The organism is Arthrobacter sp. 01N442 (assembly GCF_056399345.1).
Genome location: NZ_JBFTRD010000006.1, coordinates 97,028 through 111,425, shown reverse-complemented (window position 1 = coordinate 111,425; position 14,398 = coordinate 97,028). Strand labels below are relative to the sequence as shown.

Sequence of the window (14,398 nt, the reverse complement as noted above, 5' to 3'; positions counted from 1 at the left end):
CCCATTCTCACCCATCCGGCTGGGCGGCGCCTGCAAATTCAGCTAAAAGAGAGCGGACTCGGTAGCCTGTAGGTGTGAGCACAACTCTTTCGCGGGTATTCGTCGCGCGCCTCCTCGGACTGGACGTCTTCGACCCCTTGGGCGACCGTCTGGGCCGGCTGCGCGACGTTGTCGTGCTCGCCCGCGGCAACCGTGGCGCCCCGCACGTGGTGGGCATCGTCGTCGAGGTGCCCGGCAAAAAGCGCGTCTTCGTGCCGATGACCCGCATTACCTCGATCGACCAGACCCAGGTCATCTGCACCGGGCTGGTTAACCTGCGCCGGTTCGAACAGCGCGGCGCGGAAACCCTCGTGGTCGCGGAGATGTTCGACCGCCGCGTGACCCTGGCCGACGGCAGCGGCGACGCCACCATCGAGGACATCGCGATGGACCGGCACCGCTCCGGCGACTGGTTCGTCAGCAAGCTCTTCGTCCGCCGCGGCCACTCGCTCTCGCCGCTGAGCAGGCTGCGCCGCAACGAAACCATGATCATCGACTGGGCCGACGCCCAGCAGGGCGCCCGCACCGAGCCCCAGGCCGCCACCCAGTTCGTCGCCACCCACGAGGACCTCAAGCCCGCCGACTTCGCCGAGGCCCTCCAGGAGATGAGCGACAAGCGGCGCTTCGAGGTTGCCAGCGAGCTCCAGGACGAACGCCTCGCCGACGTCCTGCAGGAAATGCCCGAGGGCGACCAGGTGGAGATCCTCTCCGCCCTCGACGTCGAACGCGCCGCCGACGTCCTGGAAGAGATGGACCCGGACGACGCCGCCGACCTCCTCGCCGAGCTCCCCAGCGCCCAGGCCGAAGAGCTGCTGCAGCTGATGGAGCCCGAAGGCGCCGAGGACGTCCGCCGCCTGCTCGAATACGACGAGGACACCGCCGGCGGCCTGATGACGCCGGTTCCGGTCATCCTCCCGCCGGAAGCTACCGTCGCCGAGGCCCTCGCCCACGTCCGCCGCGAGGAGCTCTCCCCCGCGCTGGCCTCCTCCATCTTCATCGCCCGCCCGCCGCTGGAGACCCCGACGGGGCGCTTCCTCGGCGTCGTCCACATCCAGCAGCTGCTGCGCTACCCGCCGCCGGAGCCGCTCGGCAACCTGGTGGACAAGAACCTCGAACCGGTCTCGGACCAAGCGCACATCAGCGAAGTGGCCCGCACCCTGGCCACCTACAACCTCAACTCGCTCCCCGTGGTCAACGACGACGGCCGGCTCGTCGGGGCGGTGACTGTTGATGACGTGCTTGATCATCTGTTGCCCGATGACTGGCGCGCCCACGAGGACGACGCCCCGATAAGGAAGCTTGGAGGCCGCATTGGCTGATCCCACCGCACCACGCACCTCCAACGTCCGGCCCGGCGGAAAGACCGCCGGCGCCCTCGACACGCCCCTCAGCGGCCGGCAGCGCATCCTGCCCAAGTTCCGGCCCGACCCGGATGCTTTCGGCCATGCCACCGAGGGCTTTGCCCGGTTCATGGGCACCCCGCAGTTCCTGCTCTACATGACCGTGTTCTGTGTGTTCTGGCTGGGCTGGAACACCTGGGCACCGGAGCAGTGGCAGTTCGATTCACGGGCGCTGGGTTTCACCTTGCTGACCCTGATGCTGTCCCTCCAGGCCTCCTACGCCGCCCCGCTGCTGCTGCTCGCGCAGAACCGGCAGGACGACCGGGACAAGGTCTCGCTCCAGCAGGACCGCCAGCGCGCCGAACGCAACCTCTCCGACACCGAGTACCTGACCCGGGAGCTGGCCTCGCTGCGCATCGCCCTGCGCGAAGTCGCCACCCGCGACTACGTCCGGGCCGAGCTGCGCAGCCTGCTCGAGGACATGCTCGAGGCGCAGGAGGAACTCCGCAGCCACGACGCCACCGACGGCATTCAGGACTCCCCGCGGGACAAGGTCAAGGAAAAGCTCAAGGAACGCCGCGACAAACAGCGCAACCCCCGCACCCAGCAAATACCCCGCATCCGGCCCGACGCCGGCACCGAGGGCAAGGACAGCCCGGAACCGTCCGCCCCACACACCTACCCCGAAAGCTGAGCCAAGCCCGCAATGAGCAGTCCGAAGGGAAGAGTACAAGGACCAACACCGGGAAAAACACAGGGACCAACACCGGAACCGGGCCCGCAGTCCGCCGTGGAACGCTCGGTGCACGCGGCACTGGCCACGGTGATCGACCCGGAACTGCGCCGGCCCATCACCGAACTCGGCATGGTTGATTCGGTGGACGTTTCCGGCTCCGGCCGGGTCCGGATCACCGTGCTCCTCACCATCGCGGGCTGCCCGCTGCGCGGCACCATTACCGCGGACTGCGAGGCGGCGCTGACGGCCGTGCCAGGCGTCACCGCCGTCGACGTCGAACTCAAGGTGATGAGCCAGGAACAGCGCGATGCGCTCAAGGAGCAGTTGCGCGGCCCGGGCGGTGCGCGCGGCATCCCGTTCAACGCCCCCGGCTCCCTGACCAAGGTGTACGCCGTGGCCAGCGGCAAGGGCGGCGTCGGAAAGTCCTCGGTGACCGTGAACCTGGCCTGCGCCCTCGCGGCGCAAGGGCTGCGGGTGGGGATCGTCGACGCCGATGTCTACGGCTTCTCCGTCCCCGCGTTGATGGGCATCGACCAGGCACCCACCCGGGTGGACGACATGATCCTGCCGCCGGTTGCCTACGGCGTCAAGGTTATCTCCATCGGCATGTTCGTCACCGGAAACCAGCCGGTGGCCTGGCGCGGGCCGATGCTGCACCGCGCCCTGGAGCAGTTCCTCACGGACGTCTACTTCGGCGACCTGGACGCGCTGTTCCTGGATCTGCCCCCGGGCACCGGAGATATTGCCATTTCAGTGGCCCAACTGCTGCCGAAGGCGCAGATCCTGGTGGTCACGACGCCGCAGGCGGCGGCGGCCGATGTCGCCGAGCGGGCCGGAGCAATCGCGGTGCAAACCGGGCAGTCGGTGGCCGGCGTCGTGGAGAACATGTCCTACCTGGAGATGCCCGACGGCGAACGAATGGAACTCTTCGGCAGCGGCGGCGGCGCGGTCCTCGCCGAGCGGCTCTCCGCGACGGTCGGTACCGAGGTACCGCTGCTGGGACAGATTCCGCTCGATATCCTGCTGCGCGAAGGCGGGGACACCGGGGTTCCTCTGGTGCTTGGCCGCCCCGAGACTCCGGCCGCCCTAGCCCTGGCGGGCATTGCCGGCAAGCTGGCGTCCAGCCCGCGCGGGCTGAAGGGAATGTCGCTGGGCCTCCAGCCCCGCTGACGCGCCCCGCGCCGGCCTTGCGGTCCGGCCCGGCCTTGCGGTCCGCCTAGGTGGCCTCGGAATCGAACGGGGCGGGCACGCCCTGCGGCAAGCGCTCGATGACCCGGGCCGGTGGGCGCTCCTCCGCGGTGGCGACCGCTGCCGGCGCTCCGGCGCTCACGGGTTTGGTGTCGTCCTCCAGGAGGGCTTCCTTGATGATCCGGCGGGGGTCATACTGCCGCGGATCGTACTTCTTCCAGTCCACATCGTCGATGTCGATGCCGACTTCTTCCTTGATCTGCTCACGGGCGCCCGAAGCCATCCGACGGACTTCCTTGACGATGTTGGCCAGCTTCTGGGTGTATTCGGGCAGCCTGCTCGGTCCGATCACCAAAAGGCCGATGATCAGGAGAAGAATGAACTCCGGTCCGTTGATTCCTAGCACTCTAGGAGATTACCCTCTCAGCCCGGCGCGGCACGATTCCAAGACACCCGGATGCGCCATGGCTGGCGGCCCCTTCGCTATGCGGTGAGATGGCGCTCCTCATCGTGCGAGCAGCTCCACTATTCGTTCCAGGCCCCGTTCCAGCCGGGCAGGGACACCGCCGTCGCCCGGCGCCGTCGGGGACGTCAGGGACGTCGCGGGACGGGAGTGCACCAGGGCTCCCAGGCCGTCGTCAGCCTGGTCCGCCGGAAGCTCGGAGACGTAGGTGAAAGTGGCCGTCGATGTCCGGTAGATCGCACGGAACGGCGCGTGTTTGTTGATCCACAGGGTGCCGGAGGACGATGCCGGCGCCGCTGTTGCGGGCGCCCCTGTTGCGTCGAGTCCGGCGGCTGTGTCCAACCGGGCGGCCACGAAGCCGTCCTCGGTGGCCGGGTGCCCGGTCAGTACGTTCACCGGAGGCCCGGAAGGCGGCGCCGCAGCCGCCTGTGCCGAACCGTCCCGCCCGGGTGCCGGCCGCAGGGCGCCGTCCGTTCCAGGAAGCCCAGGGGCCGCTGTGGCGTGCTGCTCCAGGACTGTCGCAAAGTGCCGGCCGTCGGTGAGGCGCAGCTCCAGGATTTCCGAGCCGTCGGTGACTCCACCGCGGGCCCAGACCAGGTGGTAGCCGAGCTCCCGCAATTCCGGGCAGTTCCAGCCACCGGCACGCAGGGCGGAGAGCTGTTCGGCGCTCAGCGACCCGGCCGGAGTGACGTCGGGCTCGCCGCTGAGTTTCCAGGCAGCCATGGAGATGCTCTCGGAGGACAGTGCAGGGCCCGGGGCGCTCTTTCCGGGGAAGGTGGTGCTGAAGGCTTCCTCGCCGGGCGGCGCGGGCTCGCTGCCCAACAGGTAGGCGGCGCCACCCATCAGGACTGCCGTCGCGGCCGCCCCGCTGGCAATCTGGACGGCAAGCCGAAACGGCTTCCCGTGCTGCGGCCTGTTCTGACGCACAGTCCGGTGCGGCACGGTCCCCGATGCCGGGAGCGGATCAGGCGCGGGAGCCGTCGCTGCCTCCGCGCCCTCCTGGCCGGCAGCCAGCACACCGGTTTGTGCCAGCAGGCGGGCGGTCAGGTCTTCGCTGGCGGCGGGCACGGCGGCACCGCGCAGGCGTTCGAGGTACTGGCCTTCGCGCTGCAGCCGGGCCCGGCACGACTCACACCGCTCAAGGTGCTTGCGGCGCCGCTCCTGGGCCGCGCCGGTGAGCGATTGCGCGCCCGGCAGGGCACGGCCCGGCTTGCGGCCGAAGTACGTGCAGGTGAGGCCAGCGAGGAAATGTTTCAGGTGACCCATTGCCCGGTTCAGAGGAGGCCGGCGATGCGGGGCATCTTGAGCCGCGGCTTCAGTGTCTGCTTTGCGGCCGACTGGGGCCTCGGATCGCGGTGGGCGAGCTTTTCGCGCAGCATCGTCCGGCCGCGGTGGATCCGGGACCTGACCGTACCCAGCTTCACGTCCAGCGCGACGGCAACCTCGTCGTAGGACAGGCCCTCGAGGTCGCACAGCACCACGGCAGCGCGGAAATCCGGCGGCAACTCCTCCAGGGCGGCCTGCACGTCCAGGTCAAGGTTGTTGAATTCGAAGCTCTGCTCCGGGCCCGGCTCGCGGCCGGGAATGCGCGACTCGGCGTCTTCGGCCAGCGCATCGAAGCGGATCCGGCTCTTACGCCGGGCCTGGTCGAGGAAGAGATTGGTGGTGATGCGGTGCAGCCAGCCGTCCAGGGTGCCGGGCTTGAAGTTCTCCAGCGAACGGAACACCCGAACGAACACTTCCTGGGTGAGGTCCTCGGCGTCGTATTTGTTACCGGTGAGCCGGTACGCCAGGCGGTAGACCTTGGCGGAGTGGTTAGTCACTACCTCTTCCCACGTCGGCCTGACCCACTCGGCCTCGGCCGTGGGCTGGGACTCGTCAGTAACCGGGACAGCTGCCACAACCGACATTGCCCACTCCCCTCGCGGATGATGCGTTCGCCTGGATGGCTTGCTGCTGCAAGCTTCTACACCCTAGATTCGGCGCCGATCACCACGCGGATGATCGAATAGCCATCATTTCAAAATAAGCTGGGAATTTCCTGACGCAGCCGCTTCTTCTGCCAACGGCGGAACCCGGAAGAGCCTTCAGAACACAGTACGCTGTATGAAACACTCCCCTCCTGCCCGGAAAGCGATACCCATGAGCGCCGATAAGTCCACGAGCTGGTCCTACGCAGAAGATCTGCCTGCCGAGGATGAGGTTCTGTTGCACGCGCGCGAACGGTCTTTCGAACTGGGCGTCACCCCGATCGGACCCGGCGTCGGCGCCGTCCTGACGGTACTCGCAGCCGCCTCCAAGGCCCAGACGGCCGTGGAAATCGGCACCGGCGCCGGCGTCTCCGGCGTCTGCATCCTGCGGGGCCTCGGCCCGCAGGCGGTCCTGACGACGATCGACGTCGACGTCGAGCACCTCCGCGCCGCGCGGGAGTCCTTCCAGGAGGCCGGCAGCCCCGCCAACCGCACGCGCACGATTTCCGGCCGCGCCGGAGACGTGCTGCCGCGACTGACCGACGGCGCGTACGACCTGGTCTTCATCGATGCGGATAAGCCCAACTACCCCAGCTATGTGGAACAGGCCATCCGGTTGCTCAAGTCCGGCGGCCTGCTGATCGTCAACGACGCCCTCGACAAGGACCGCGTCTCCAACCCCGCGGCCCGCGAGGCCACCACCGTCGTGCTGCGCCAGGTGGGCAAGTCCATCCGCGACGACGACCGCCTCGCCTCAGCCATGCTGCCGACCGGCGACGGATTGCTGGTGGCGGTCAAGAAATAGCCCCGAAAACGGCGAAGGGGCCCGCAGCCAACCGGCTGCGGGCCCCTTCCCTGTGACGAAAAAACTATTCGGTAACGCCGACCAGGCATTCCTTGAGATTTGTCGCTTCGGAAGCGTTGAGTTCGACTACCAGCCGTCCCCCGCCTTCGAGCGGAACCCGCATGATCAGGCTGCGGCCCTCTTTCGTCACTTCCATAGGGCCGTCGCCGGTGCGTGGTTTCATAGCCGCCATGAGGAATATCCCCTCCAGTAGTCCCGTGACTTTCCAGCCCGGCCGGGCTGTGTCCGCTTGGTCAAACAAACAGCCCGGCGGCCGTGATGGCAGCCTCCGTGGCTAAATTCTTAGTTTTCCTTAGCTTACGGTCCATTATCCCGTAATTACGCGCTTGTAGCTAATCGATGGACTTTTTCTGCCGCCGGGGAATCCCGCATTTACGGCAGCAAAAGGTGTCCGGCATCACGGCGGATAGTCGCCTCCGCCGGGCAATTGGGCCCAGGCCCAGAGCCACACGATCCAGACGATTTGCAGCAGAATAAACATGACAACAACGGTCCCGCGGTAGGCCCGGGAGCGGGAGACGAGTGCGGCGCTGAGCGCCAGCGGGAACAGCGGCAGCAGCATCCGGAAGGTGCTGGTCTGCGGGTGCAGGAACGCCAGCAGGTAGCCCACGTAACAAACGCACCAGAGTCTCAGCTCGGTGCCGAGTGCTGCCACGGGACGGGACATCATCAGGAGGACAAAGGCGGCCACGACGACAAAAGGCGCCAGTAGCCCGAGGACGGGCCCGAAGAGTTGGATACCGGTGTCGAACCAGGGCTTGAAGGGCACCAGGTCGTGGCCGCGCCAGACAGTCTCCGTCTTGGTGTAGGCCTGGATGTCGCCCGTGGCTGCCCACGCGATGGCGGGCCACAGCAGTGCCGCCAGGCTGCTGACGGCGGCAAGGCCGGCCAGCGACCACAGCTCGCCCGGTTTGGGCGACAGGGCTGCGGGAGTTTCCCCGCCGGGGCCGTGCGCCGCAGCGATACGGGGCCCGCCGCGGAACGCTGCGACCAGGTGCGGATACACCCGGTACAGGAAGAGCAATCCGACCATCGCGGCGAAGGGCACGCCCGTGGGCCGCGACAGGCACATCAGGAGCACCACCGGCATCGCCCAAAGGTAGCGCCGGCGTACCACCAGCAGCAGCGCCGCGGCGAGCAGCAGGAGGTTCAGCGACTCCGCGTAGGGAACCTGGAGCACTGCCGAGACGGGGAAGGTACAGACGAAGACCGCGCCCCAGAGCGCCGTGCGGTGCGTCGCCTTCTGCCGGAAAAGCCGGTAGACCACCAGGGCGGCTGCCAGCCCGGAGAGCATGGCGATGATGGTGAGCGCGGCGGCGGGCGCGATTCCGGCCACCCCGGCGAGGGTCCGGCCCAGTAGCGGGAAGAGCGGGTAGAAGGCCCACGTGTTTTCCTGCACCGCGCCGGCGTCGTCGGTCGGCAGTTCGGCGGGATAGCCGTTCCGCAGGGCTTCGCCGTACCAGCGGGCATCCCAGATGTTGATGAAGTTCCAGTAGTCCGGCTTCGGCGGAAACCACGGGTTCACGCCCTGATGCAGGGCGGCCGCCATGAAGATGCAGGCACTGACCAGCCGGGCCGCGAGGTAGAGGCTGCCGACCTGCAGCCACCACGGCCAGCGGGCGGCGCGGGTCCCGGCGGCCGCGATCCGGCCCCACACGGCAGAGTTCGCGTTCTCCTGGACCACCGGGGTCATGGTGCCGGGTCCGGCGCCGGGCCCGACGTCGATCCCGGCGCGGAGTCGGGGTGCCTGTCCGGCGCCTGTTCAGGGTGCCGGTCCGGCTCTGACGGTTCCGGCGAGGTTCGCTGCGCCGCCGTGCGGAGCCGGGCAATTTCGCGGTCTTTTCGGGCGATCTGCTCGCGCAGCTCGTCGAGGACTTGATCTACCTGGTCCATTCGGTAGCCCCGTACCCCGACGGCGAACCGGATCCGGTCGATGTCCGCGGGGGCCGCGTCGGCAGGCAGCAGCACGGCCGGCAGCGACGCCACCGGCTCGTCGAAGCCGTCGTCGAATGGCTGTTCGCCGGCGCGGCGGCGGAAGAACCGCGGCACCAGGTCGGTACCGACGAGGATGGCGACGGCGGCAAGCGCGATCGCCACGAAGACCAGGAAGAAACTCACAGCTCCATCGTGCCAGACGCGGCCGTGCGGGCTGGTCAGGCCCGCGGACCGCCGGCTGCGCCGTTGCTGCCGTTGCTGCCGTTGCCCGTGCCGTTTCCGGCGCTGGGGTTGGCCCCGTTGGGGTTGCGGTGCCGGGCGGCGCCTTCGACGATGAGTTCGACGGCGAGCGCCGGGTCGTCGACCACCTGCACGAGGTCGAGGTCTTCCTCCGCCATCATTCCCTCGGCGACCAGGGTGGTCTGGATCCAGTCCAGCATCGGGCTCCAGAACGCGGTGCCGATCAGCACGATCGGGAAGGACGTTACCTTCCGCGTCTGGACCAGGACCATGGCCTCGAAAAGCTCGTCCAGGGTGCCCAGGCCGCCGGGGAGCACAATGAATCCCTGGGCGTATTTCACGAACATGGTCTTCCGGGCAAAGAAATAACGGAAGTTGATGCCAAGGTCGACCCACTGGTTCATGCCCTGCTCGAACGGCAGTTCAATCCCCAGGCCCACCGATACCCCGTTGCCCTGGACCGCACCCTTGTTGGCCGCTTCCATGGAGCCGGGACCGCCGCCGGTGATGACGGCCAGGCCGGCTTCGGCCAGTTTGCGGCCGACGTCGACGGCCAGCTCATAGTTGAGGCTCCCCGGCAGGGTCCGCGCGGAACCAAAAACGCTGACCGCCGGGCCAAGGTCGGCGAGGGCGCCGAAACCTTCCACGAATTCGCTCTGGATCCGCAGCACCCGCCACGGGTCGGTGTGCACAAACTGCCCGGGGCCCTTGGTGTCCAGCAGCGTTTGGTCCGACATCGTGACCTTGGCAGCCTTGCGGCGCAGTTCAAGGGGGCCCTTGTGCCGGATACCGTTGGCCGGCGGGTAATCCCGCCGCCCGGCACCGGTGTTCGGCGCGGGGTTCGGCTCTGGCGTGGGCTGCGGATCGGTACTCATGCCCATAGGCTAGCGCGGATCGGCAGGCCGGGCGGTTCGGCACGGCCGGCCCGCCGGACCCGGCGACGCGGCCCCTGACCTGCGGATATCTCTTGGGTCACGATGTTGACCAACTCCGAGTGATTGGGGTCATAATCCGCTAATGTTCGCTAGATTCTTCTTATGACTACTCAAGTGCCCGGCGATGCCCTCGTCTCCCTGAATGCCGTCAACAAGCATTACGGCCAGTTGCACGTCCTCAAGGACATCAATTTGAACGTCCGTAAGGGAGAGGTCGTTGTTGTCATCGGCCCCTCGGGTTCCGGCAAGTCAACGCTCTGCCGCGCCATCAACCGGCTGGAAACCATCGATGACGGCGTCATCAAGATCGACGGCAAGGAACTTCCCGCTGAGGGCAAGGAACTCGCGAAGCTGCGCGCCGACGTCGGGATGGTCTTCCAGTCCTTCAACCTGTTTGCCCACAAGACGATCCTGGAAAACGTCACGCTCGGACCGATCAAGGTCAAGGGCGTGTCCAAGGCCGAGGCGGACAAGGACGCCATGGCCCTGCTCGAGCGCGTCGGCGTCGGACACCAGGCCCCGAAGCTGCCGGCCCAGCTCTCCGGCGGCCAGCAGCAGCGTGTGGCCATCGCCCGTGCCCTCGCCATGAAGCCGAAGGTCATGCTCTTCGACGAGCCCACCTCCGCTCTGGACCCCGAAATGATCAACGAGGTCCTCGACGTCATGGTCCAGCTCGCCAAGGAAGGCATGACCATGATCGTGGTGACCCACGAGATGGGCTTCGCCCGCAAGGCCGCGGACCGGGTGGTGTTCATGGCGGACGGCCAGATCGTCGAAGACGCCACGCCCGAGGAGTTCTTCACCAACCCGAAGAGTGATCGCGCCAAAGACTTCCTGTCCAAGCTGCTGACGCACTAAGCCCGCCAGGCTCCGAACACCAACACCGAACTTTCCGCAGAGACCGCACCCAGGCCGCCGTGAGGCGGCCGCCCAATGAAAGGAATGTCATGATGGCATTTTTGACCCGAAGGAAGTCCCTTCTGGTGGCCGCATCCGCAGCTCTGGCCCTGAGCCTGAGCGCCTGCGGCGGCAGCTCCTCCACGACCAACCCGCCCGTAGCCGAGAAGCCGAGCTTTGCCGCCGACAGCACCATGGCAAAGCTTTCTTCCGCCGGCAAGATCACCATCGGCACCAAGTTCGACCAGCCGCTGTTCGGCCAGAAGGGCCTCGACGGCAAGCCTGTCGGTTTCGACGTTGAGATCGGCAAGCTGATCGCCGCGAAGCTGGGCATCCCCGCTGACAAGATCGAGTGGGTCGAGACCGTCTCCGCCAACCGCGAGCAGTTCATCAAGCAGGGCAAGGTCGACATCATCGTCGCCACCTACACGATCAACGACAAGCGCAAGACCGAAGTCGACTTCGCTGGTCCGTACTACGAGGCCGGCCAGGCTCTCATGGTGAACAAGGACAACAACTCCATCACCAAGCCTGAGGACGTCAAGGGCAAGAAGGTCTGCTCCGTCACCGGTTCCACCCCTGCCTCCACCATCGTGGAGAAGTACGGAGCAGTCCTGGTTCCGGCCGCGACCTACTCCGCCTGCCTTGAGCCGCTGCGCAACAAGCAGGTTGAAGCTGTCACCACCGACAACGTCATCCTCGCCGGCTTCGTCAACAAGGAGCCGGACGCCTTCAAGCTGGCCTCGGACGAGACCTTCACCAAGGAGCCTTACGGCATCGGCCTGAAGAAGGACGACAAGGTCTTCCGCAACTGGATCAACGACCAGCTGGAAGCCTTCGACAAGGACGGTTCCTACAAGAAGGCCTGGGAAGCGACCGCCGGCGCAGTCATCAAGACCGCTCCGAAGCTCCCCACCATCGACCGCTACTAAAGCCGGACGCGGCGGCCGCCGGAACCCGCACCCCTGCGGACCGGCGGCCGCCGCACCCCTGCTCAAGCTTGAATCCCCTCAACGCAGCTGAAGGAACCTATGGACGTCATCATTGAAAGCCTGCCCCAGTATTGGGACGGCTTTCTCAGAACCCTCTTCCTGGCCGTGGTCTCGGGAATCATCGCCCTTGTCTTCGGCACCCTGCTCGCGGCGGCCCGGGTCTCCCCCATCGCCGCGTTGCGCGGTTTCAGCATGGCCTACGTGGAGATTGTCCGGAACACCCCGCTGACCATCGCTTTCTTCTTCGCCGCCGTGGTGCTGCCCCGCCTGGGTGTCACGTTCCAGCAGTTCGAAGTCGCCGCGATCATCGCCCTGAGCGCTTACACCTCGGCCTTCATCGCCGAGGCGGTCCGCTCCGGCGTCAACAGTGTTCCCGTGGGCCAGGCCGAGGCCGCCCGCAGCATCGGCCTGAAGTTCAGCCAGGTGCTCTCCCTGATCATCCTGCCGCAGGCTCTCCGCACGGTGATCCCGCCGCTGATCAATATCCTGATCGCCCTGGTGAAGAACTCCTCCGTGGCCGGCGCGTTCTATGTGCTCGAGCTTTTCGGCTACGGCAAGCAGCTCGCCAACGACCACGGCGACGCCGTCATGTGGGTCCTGGTGGGCGTCGCGTTCTTCTACCTGCTGATTACCGTCCCGCTTGGCTACCTCGCCAACGTGGTTGAACGAAAGGTGGCGATCGCACGATGAGCTCAGTTCTCTACGACGTCCCGGGCCCGAAAGCCCGCCGCGTTTCCCTGATCGGCTCGGTCATTGGCGTTATCGTGATCGGCGCCCTCCTGGTCCTGGCCGTGATGACCCTCGCCCAACAGGGCATCTTCGAGGCCCAGCGTTGGGCCATCTTCAGCCAGGCCGACGTCTGGACCCTGATCGCCAACGGCATCGGTGCCACACTCAGCGCCGCAGCGGTCTCGGCCGTGATCGCTTTCCCGCTGGGCCTGCTGCTGTGCCTGATGCGCATCTCCAACGTCGCCTGGGTCCGTGTTCCCACCCGCATCGTGCTCGAGTTCCTGCGCGGCATGCCGGTGGTGCTGATGATGCTGTTCGTGCTGCTCGTCTTTGCCACCAGTTCCTTCGTCGCCGTCGTGGCGGGCCTGGTCCTGTACAACTCGGCGATCTTCGCCGAAATCATCCGCGCCGGCATCCAGTCGCTGCCCAAGGGACAGCGCGAAGCCGGCCTCGCCATCGGCCTCACCAGCTTCCAGTCCCGGCTGACCATTGAGTTGCCGCAGGCTATCCGCCGGATGCTCCCCTCGCTCGTGGCGCAGCTGGTGGTCCTGCTCAAGGACACCTCGCTCGGCTACATCGTGGCCTACGGCGAGCTCCTTCGCGCGGTGCAGGTCATGGCCGACTTCCTGGGTCCGCAGTTCCTCTTCCCGGTGTTCTTCGTGGCCGCTGCCATCTACATCGCGATCAATCTGGCGGTCTCCCGGCTCGCCATCTGGATCGAGAAGCGCGGTTCCAAGAAGGCCGCCGGCGGCATGGCCCACGCCCCGGTCGCCGGGACCGCCCCGGCGAAGTAGGCCCCTCCAGCCAGCTCCAAGCAAGAAGGTCCGGAACCCGATCGGGTTCCGGACCTTCCTTTTTTCGAGGGGTGCAGGGCAGAGACTAGACGACGAGCCAGCTGCGCAGCGCCCGCAGGCACTCGCGGATCGCCTCGGCGTCGACGTGCTCGTCATCCTTGTGCGCCAGCAGCGCATCGCCCGGGCCGAAGTTCACGGCGGGGACGCCCAGTTCGCTGAAACGCGCGACGTCGGTCCAGCCGTATTTGGGCTTCGGCTCGGCGCCCACGGCGGCCACGAAGGAGGCGGCCGCGGGGTGGTTAAGGCCCGGGCGTGCACCGTTAGCCCCGTCGGTGCGGACCAGGTCGAAGCCGGCGAGCAGTTCGCGGACGTGCTCCTCGGCCTGCGCCATGGACTTGTCCGGGGCAAAGCGGTAGTTGATCTCCACGACACAGCGGTCCGGGATGACGTTGCCCGCGGTACCGCCGTTGACCCGCACGGCGTTGAGGCTCTCGCGGTAGTCCAGCCCGTCCACCGTGACGGTCTGCGGCTCATAGGCGGCCAGTCGGGCCAGGATCGGGGCCGCGGCATGGATGGCGTTGCTGCCCATCCAGGCCCGTGCCGAATGGGCGGCCTCACCGAGGGTGGTCGCCTCGAAGCGGATCGTGCCGTTGCAGCCGCCCTCGACCGTCCCGTCGGTGGGTTCGAGCAGGATCGCGAAGTCGCCCTCGAGCAGGGCGCCGTGGTTCCGCACCAGCCGGCCGAGGCCGCTCTTGACGCCCTCGACTTCCTCATGGTCGTAGAAGACGAAGGTGACGTCCTTGTCCGGCGCCGCGCCGCCGTCGAACAGGCCCGCTGCCAGCGCCAGCTGCACTGCGACGCCGCTCTTCATGTCGGTGGCGCCGCGGCCGTACAGGATGCCCTCCCCCGGCGCCCCGGAGGGCCAGTACGAGGGGACCGTGCCCAGCGCGCCCTCGGTGGTCGGCAGCGGGACCGTGTCGAGATGTCCGGCGAGGATCACGCGCTCCGCCCTGCCGAGGTTGGTGCGGGCGATCATCGCGTCGCCGTCGCGGGTCAGTTCCAACTCCGGGATGGCGCGGAGGGCGTGCTCAACGGCGTCGGCCAGCCGGCGTTCCTCCCCGGAGACGCTGAAAATGTCGATGATGTCCGCGGTCAACAAGGCAACGTCCTGGTGCAGGTCCAGGCGGGCGGGAGCAATATGATCAGTCACCGTTCCACTGTATCTGTCCGGCTCCCGTCACCGGTTTCGGGGAGCGCGTGGGCCGTCTATAGACT

General features: G+C 67.2%; 16 protein-coding genes. 8 read left to right on the top strand and 8 right to left on the bottom strand.

Annotated features, from left to right (window positions below; genetic code table 11):
- Positions 1 to 74 precede the first annotated feature (74 nt).
- The 3 genes from AC1DNC_RS13520 (at position 75) to AC1DNC_RS13510 (ending at position 3,285) form a co-directional block, all read left to right on the top strand.
- Positions 75 to 1,358, top strand: coding sequence for a magnesium transporter MgtE N-terminal domain-containing protein (locus tag AC1DNC_RS13520; RefSeq protein WP_476863048.1), 1,284 nt, complete (start codon positions 75 to 77; stop codon positions 1,356 to 1,358).
- Positions 1,339 to 2,073: a DUF1003 domain-containing protein gene (locus AC1DNC_RS13515; RefSeq protein WP_476863047.1), complete on the top strand. Its 735-nt coding sequence runs from the start codon at positions 1,339 to 1,341 to the stop codon at positions 2,071 to 2,073. Before AC1DNC_RS13520 ends, AC1DNC_RS13515 begins: the two co-directional genes overlap by 20 nt.
- A 108-nt stretch (positions 2,074 to 2,181) precedes the next feature.
- Positions 2,182 to 3,285 (top strand): Mrp/NBP35 family ATP-binding protein, encoded by a 1,104-nt coding sequence (locus tag AC1DNC_RS13510; RefSeq protein ID WP_476863046.1) that lies wholly within the window; start codon positions 2,182 to 2,184, stop codon positions 3,283 to 3,285.
- Between the two features lie 46 nt (positions 3,286 to 3,331).
- On the opposite strand, the gene AC1DNC_RS13505 is transcribed toward AC1DNC_RS13510, so the two are convergent.
- The 3 genes from AC1DNC_RS13505 to sigE form a co-directional block, all read right to left on the bottom strand.
- Entirely contained in the window at positions 3,332 to 3,709 is a 378-nt protein-coding gene (locus AC1DNC_RS13505; protein WP_476863045.1) for a twin-arginine translocase TatA/TatE family subunit, read from the bottom strand.
- Positions 3,710 to 3,808: 99 nt separating this feature from the next.
- Positions 3,809 to 5,032 carry a hypothetical protein gene (locus AC1DNC_RS13500; protein WP_476863044.1) on the bottom strand — a complete coding sequence of 408 codons (1,224 nt, stop codon included), beginning with the start codon at positions 5,030 to 5,032 and terminating at the stop codon, positions 3,809 to 3,811.
- Between the two features lie 8 nt (positions 5,033 to 5,040).
- A complete protein-coding gene (gene sigE, locus AC1DNC_RS13495; RefSeq protein ID WP_476863043.1) occupies positions 5,041 to 5,676 on the bottom strand; it encodes an RNA polymerase sigma factor SigE in 636 nt (211 codons plus the stop codon).
- Positions 5,677 to 5,908: 232 nt separating this feature from the next.
- Here sigE and AC1DNC_RS13490 point away from each other — a divergent pair, with 232 nt between their 5' ends.
- A complete protein-coding gene (locus tag AC1DNC_RS13490) occupies positions 5,909 to 6,541 on the top strand; it encodes an O-methyltransferase (protein ID WP_476863042.1) in 633 nt (210 codons plus the stop codon).
- Positions 6,542 to 6,605: 64 nt separating this feature from the next.
- On the opposite strand, the gene AC1DNC_RS13485 is transcribed toward AC1DNC_RS13490, so the two are convergent.
- From AC1DNC_RS13485 to AC1DNC_RS13470, 4 genes are all read right to left on the bottom strand, one after another.
- Complete coding sequence (locus AC1DNC_RS13485) at positions 6,606 to 6,773, bottom strand: DUF3117 domain-containing protein (protein ID WP_476863041.1); 168 nt, start codon at positions 6,771 to 6,773, stop codon at positions 6,606 to 6,608.
- A 225-nt stretch (positions 6,774 to 6,998) separates the two neighbouring features.
- Entirely contained in the window at positions 6,999 to 8,294 is a 1,296-nt protein-coding gene (locus AC1DNC_RS13480; protein ID WP_476863040.1) for a hypothetical protein, read from the bottom strand.
- Complete coding sequence (locus AC1DNC_RS13475) at positions 8,291 to 8,719, bottom strand: DivIVA domain-containing protein (protein ID WP_476863039.1); 429 nt, start codon at positions 8,717 to 8,719, stop codon at positions 8,291 to 8,293. The genes AC1DNC_RS13480 and AC1DNC_RS13475 overlap by 4 nt, the downstream gene beginning before the upstream one ends.
- A 35-nt stretch (positions 8,720 to 8,754) precedes the next feature.
- Positions 8,755 to 9,657, bottom strand: coding sequence for an LOG family protein (locus tag AC1DNC_RS13470; protein ID WP_476863038.1), 903 nt, complete (start codon positions 9,655 to 9,657; stop codon positions 8,755 to 8,757).
- A gap of 156 nt (positions 9,658 to 9,813) precedes the next feature.
- Here AC1DNC_RS13470 and AC1DNC_RS13465 point away from each other — a divergent pair, with 156 nt between their 5' ends.
- From AC1DNC_RS13465 to AC1DNC_RS13450, 4 genes are all read left to right on the top strand, one after another.
- Positions 9,814 to 10,569, top strand: coding sequence for an amino acid ABC transporter ATP-binding protein (locus AC1DNC_RS13465; RefSeq protein WP_476863037.1), 756 nt, complete (start codon positions 9,814 to 9,816; stop codon positions 10,567 to 10,569).
- Positions 10,570 to 10,658: 89 nt separating this feature from the next.
- Positions 10,659 to 11,540, top strand: a complete 882-nt coding sequence (locus tag AC1DNC_RS13460; RefSeq protein WP_476863036.1) for a glutamate ABC transporter substrate-binding protein — start codon at positions 10,659 to 10,661, stop codon at positions 11,538 to 11,540.
- A gap of 99 nt (positions 11,541 to 11,639) precedes the next feature.
- A complete protein-coding gene (locus AC1DNC_RS13455; RefSeq protein ID WP_476863035.1) occupies positions 11,640 to 12,290 on the top strand; it encodes an amino acid ABC transporter permease in 651 nt (216 codons plus the stop codon).
- Positions 12,287 to 13,123: an amino acid ABC transporter permease gene (locus AC1DNC_RS13450; protein WP_476863034.1), complete on the top strand. Its 837-nt coding sequence runs from the start codon at positions 12,287 to 12,289 to the stop codon at positions 13,121 to 13,123. The genes AC1DNC_RS13455 and AC1DNC_RS13450 overlap by 4 nt, the downstream gene beginning before the upstream one ends.
- An 85-nt stretch (positions 13,124 to 13,208) precedes the next feature.
- Here the strand turns inward: AC1DNC_RS13450 and dapE are convergent, their stop codons facing one another.
- Entirely contained in the window at positions 13,209 to 14,333 is a 1,125-nt protein-coding gene (dapE, locus tag AC1DNC_RS13445; RefSeq protein WP_476863033.1) for a succinyl-diaminopimelate desuccinylase, read from the bottom strand.
- Positions 14,334 to 14,398 lie beyond the last annotated feature (65 nt).

Excerpts from the sequence above, each read along its gene's own strand:
- AC1DNC_RS13500 (WP_476863044.1), bottom strand. The coding sequence starts at position 5,032 with ATGGGTCACCTGAAACATTTCCTCGCTGGCCTCACCTGCACGTACTTC.
- sigE (WP_476863043.1), bottom strand. The coding sequence starts at position 5,676 with ATGTCGGTTGTGGCAGCTGTCCCGGTTACTGACGAGTCCCAGCCCACG.
- AC1DNC_RS13490 (WP_476863042.1), top strand. The coding sequence starts at position 5,909 with ATGAGCGCCGATAAGTCCACGAGCTGGTCCTACGCAGAAGATCTGCCT.
- AC1DNC_RS13485 (WP_476863041.1), bottom strand. The coding sequence starts at position 6,773 with ATGGCGGCTATGAAACCACGCACCGGCGACGGCCCTATGGAAGTGACG.
- AC1DNC_RS13480 (WP_476863040.1), bottom strand. The coding sequence starts at position 8,294 with ATGACCCCGGTGGTCCAGGAGAACGCGAACTCTGCCGTGTGGGGCCGG.
- AC1DNC_RS13470 (WP_476863038.1), bottom strand. The coding sequence starts at position 9,657 with ATGGGCATGAGTACCGATCCGCAGCCCACGCCAGAGCCGAACCCCGCG.
- AC1DNC_RS13465 (WP_476863037.1), top strand. The coding sequence starts at position 9,814 with ATGACTACTCAAGTGCCCGGCGATGCCCTCGTCTCCCTGAATGCCGTC.
- AC1DNC_RS13460 (WP_476863036.1), top strand. The coding sequence starts at position 10,659 with ATGATGGCATTTTTGACCCGAAGGAAGTCCCTTCTGGTGGCCGCATCC.
- AC1DNC_RS13455 (WP_476863035.1), top strand. The coding sequence starts at position 11,640 with ATGGACGTCATCATTGAAAGCCTGCCCCAGTATTGGGACGGCTTTCTC.
- AC1DNC_RS13450 (WP_476863034.1), top strand. The coding sequence starts at position 12,287 with ATGAGCTCAGTTCTCTACGACGTCCCGGGCCCGAAAGCCCGCCGCGTT.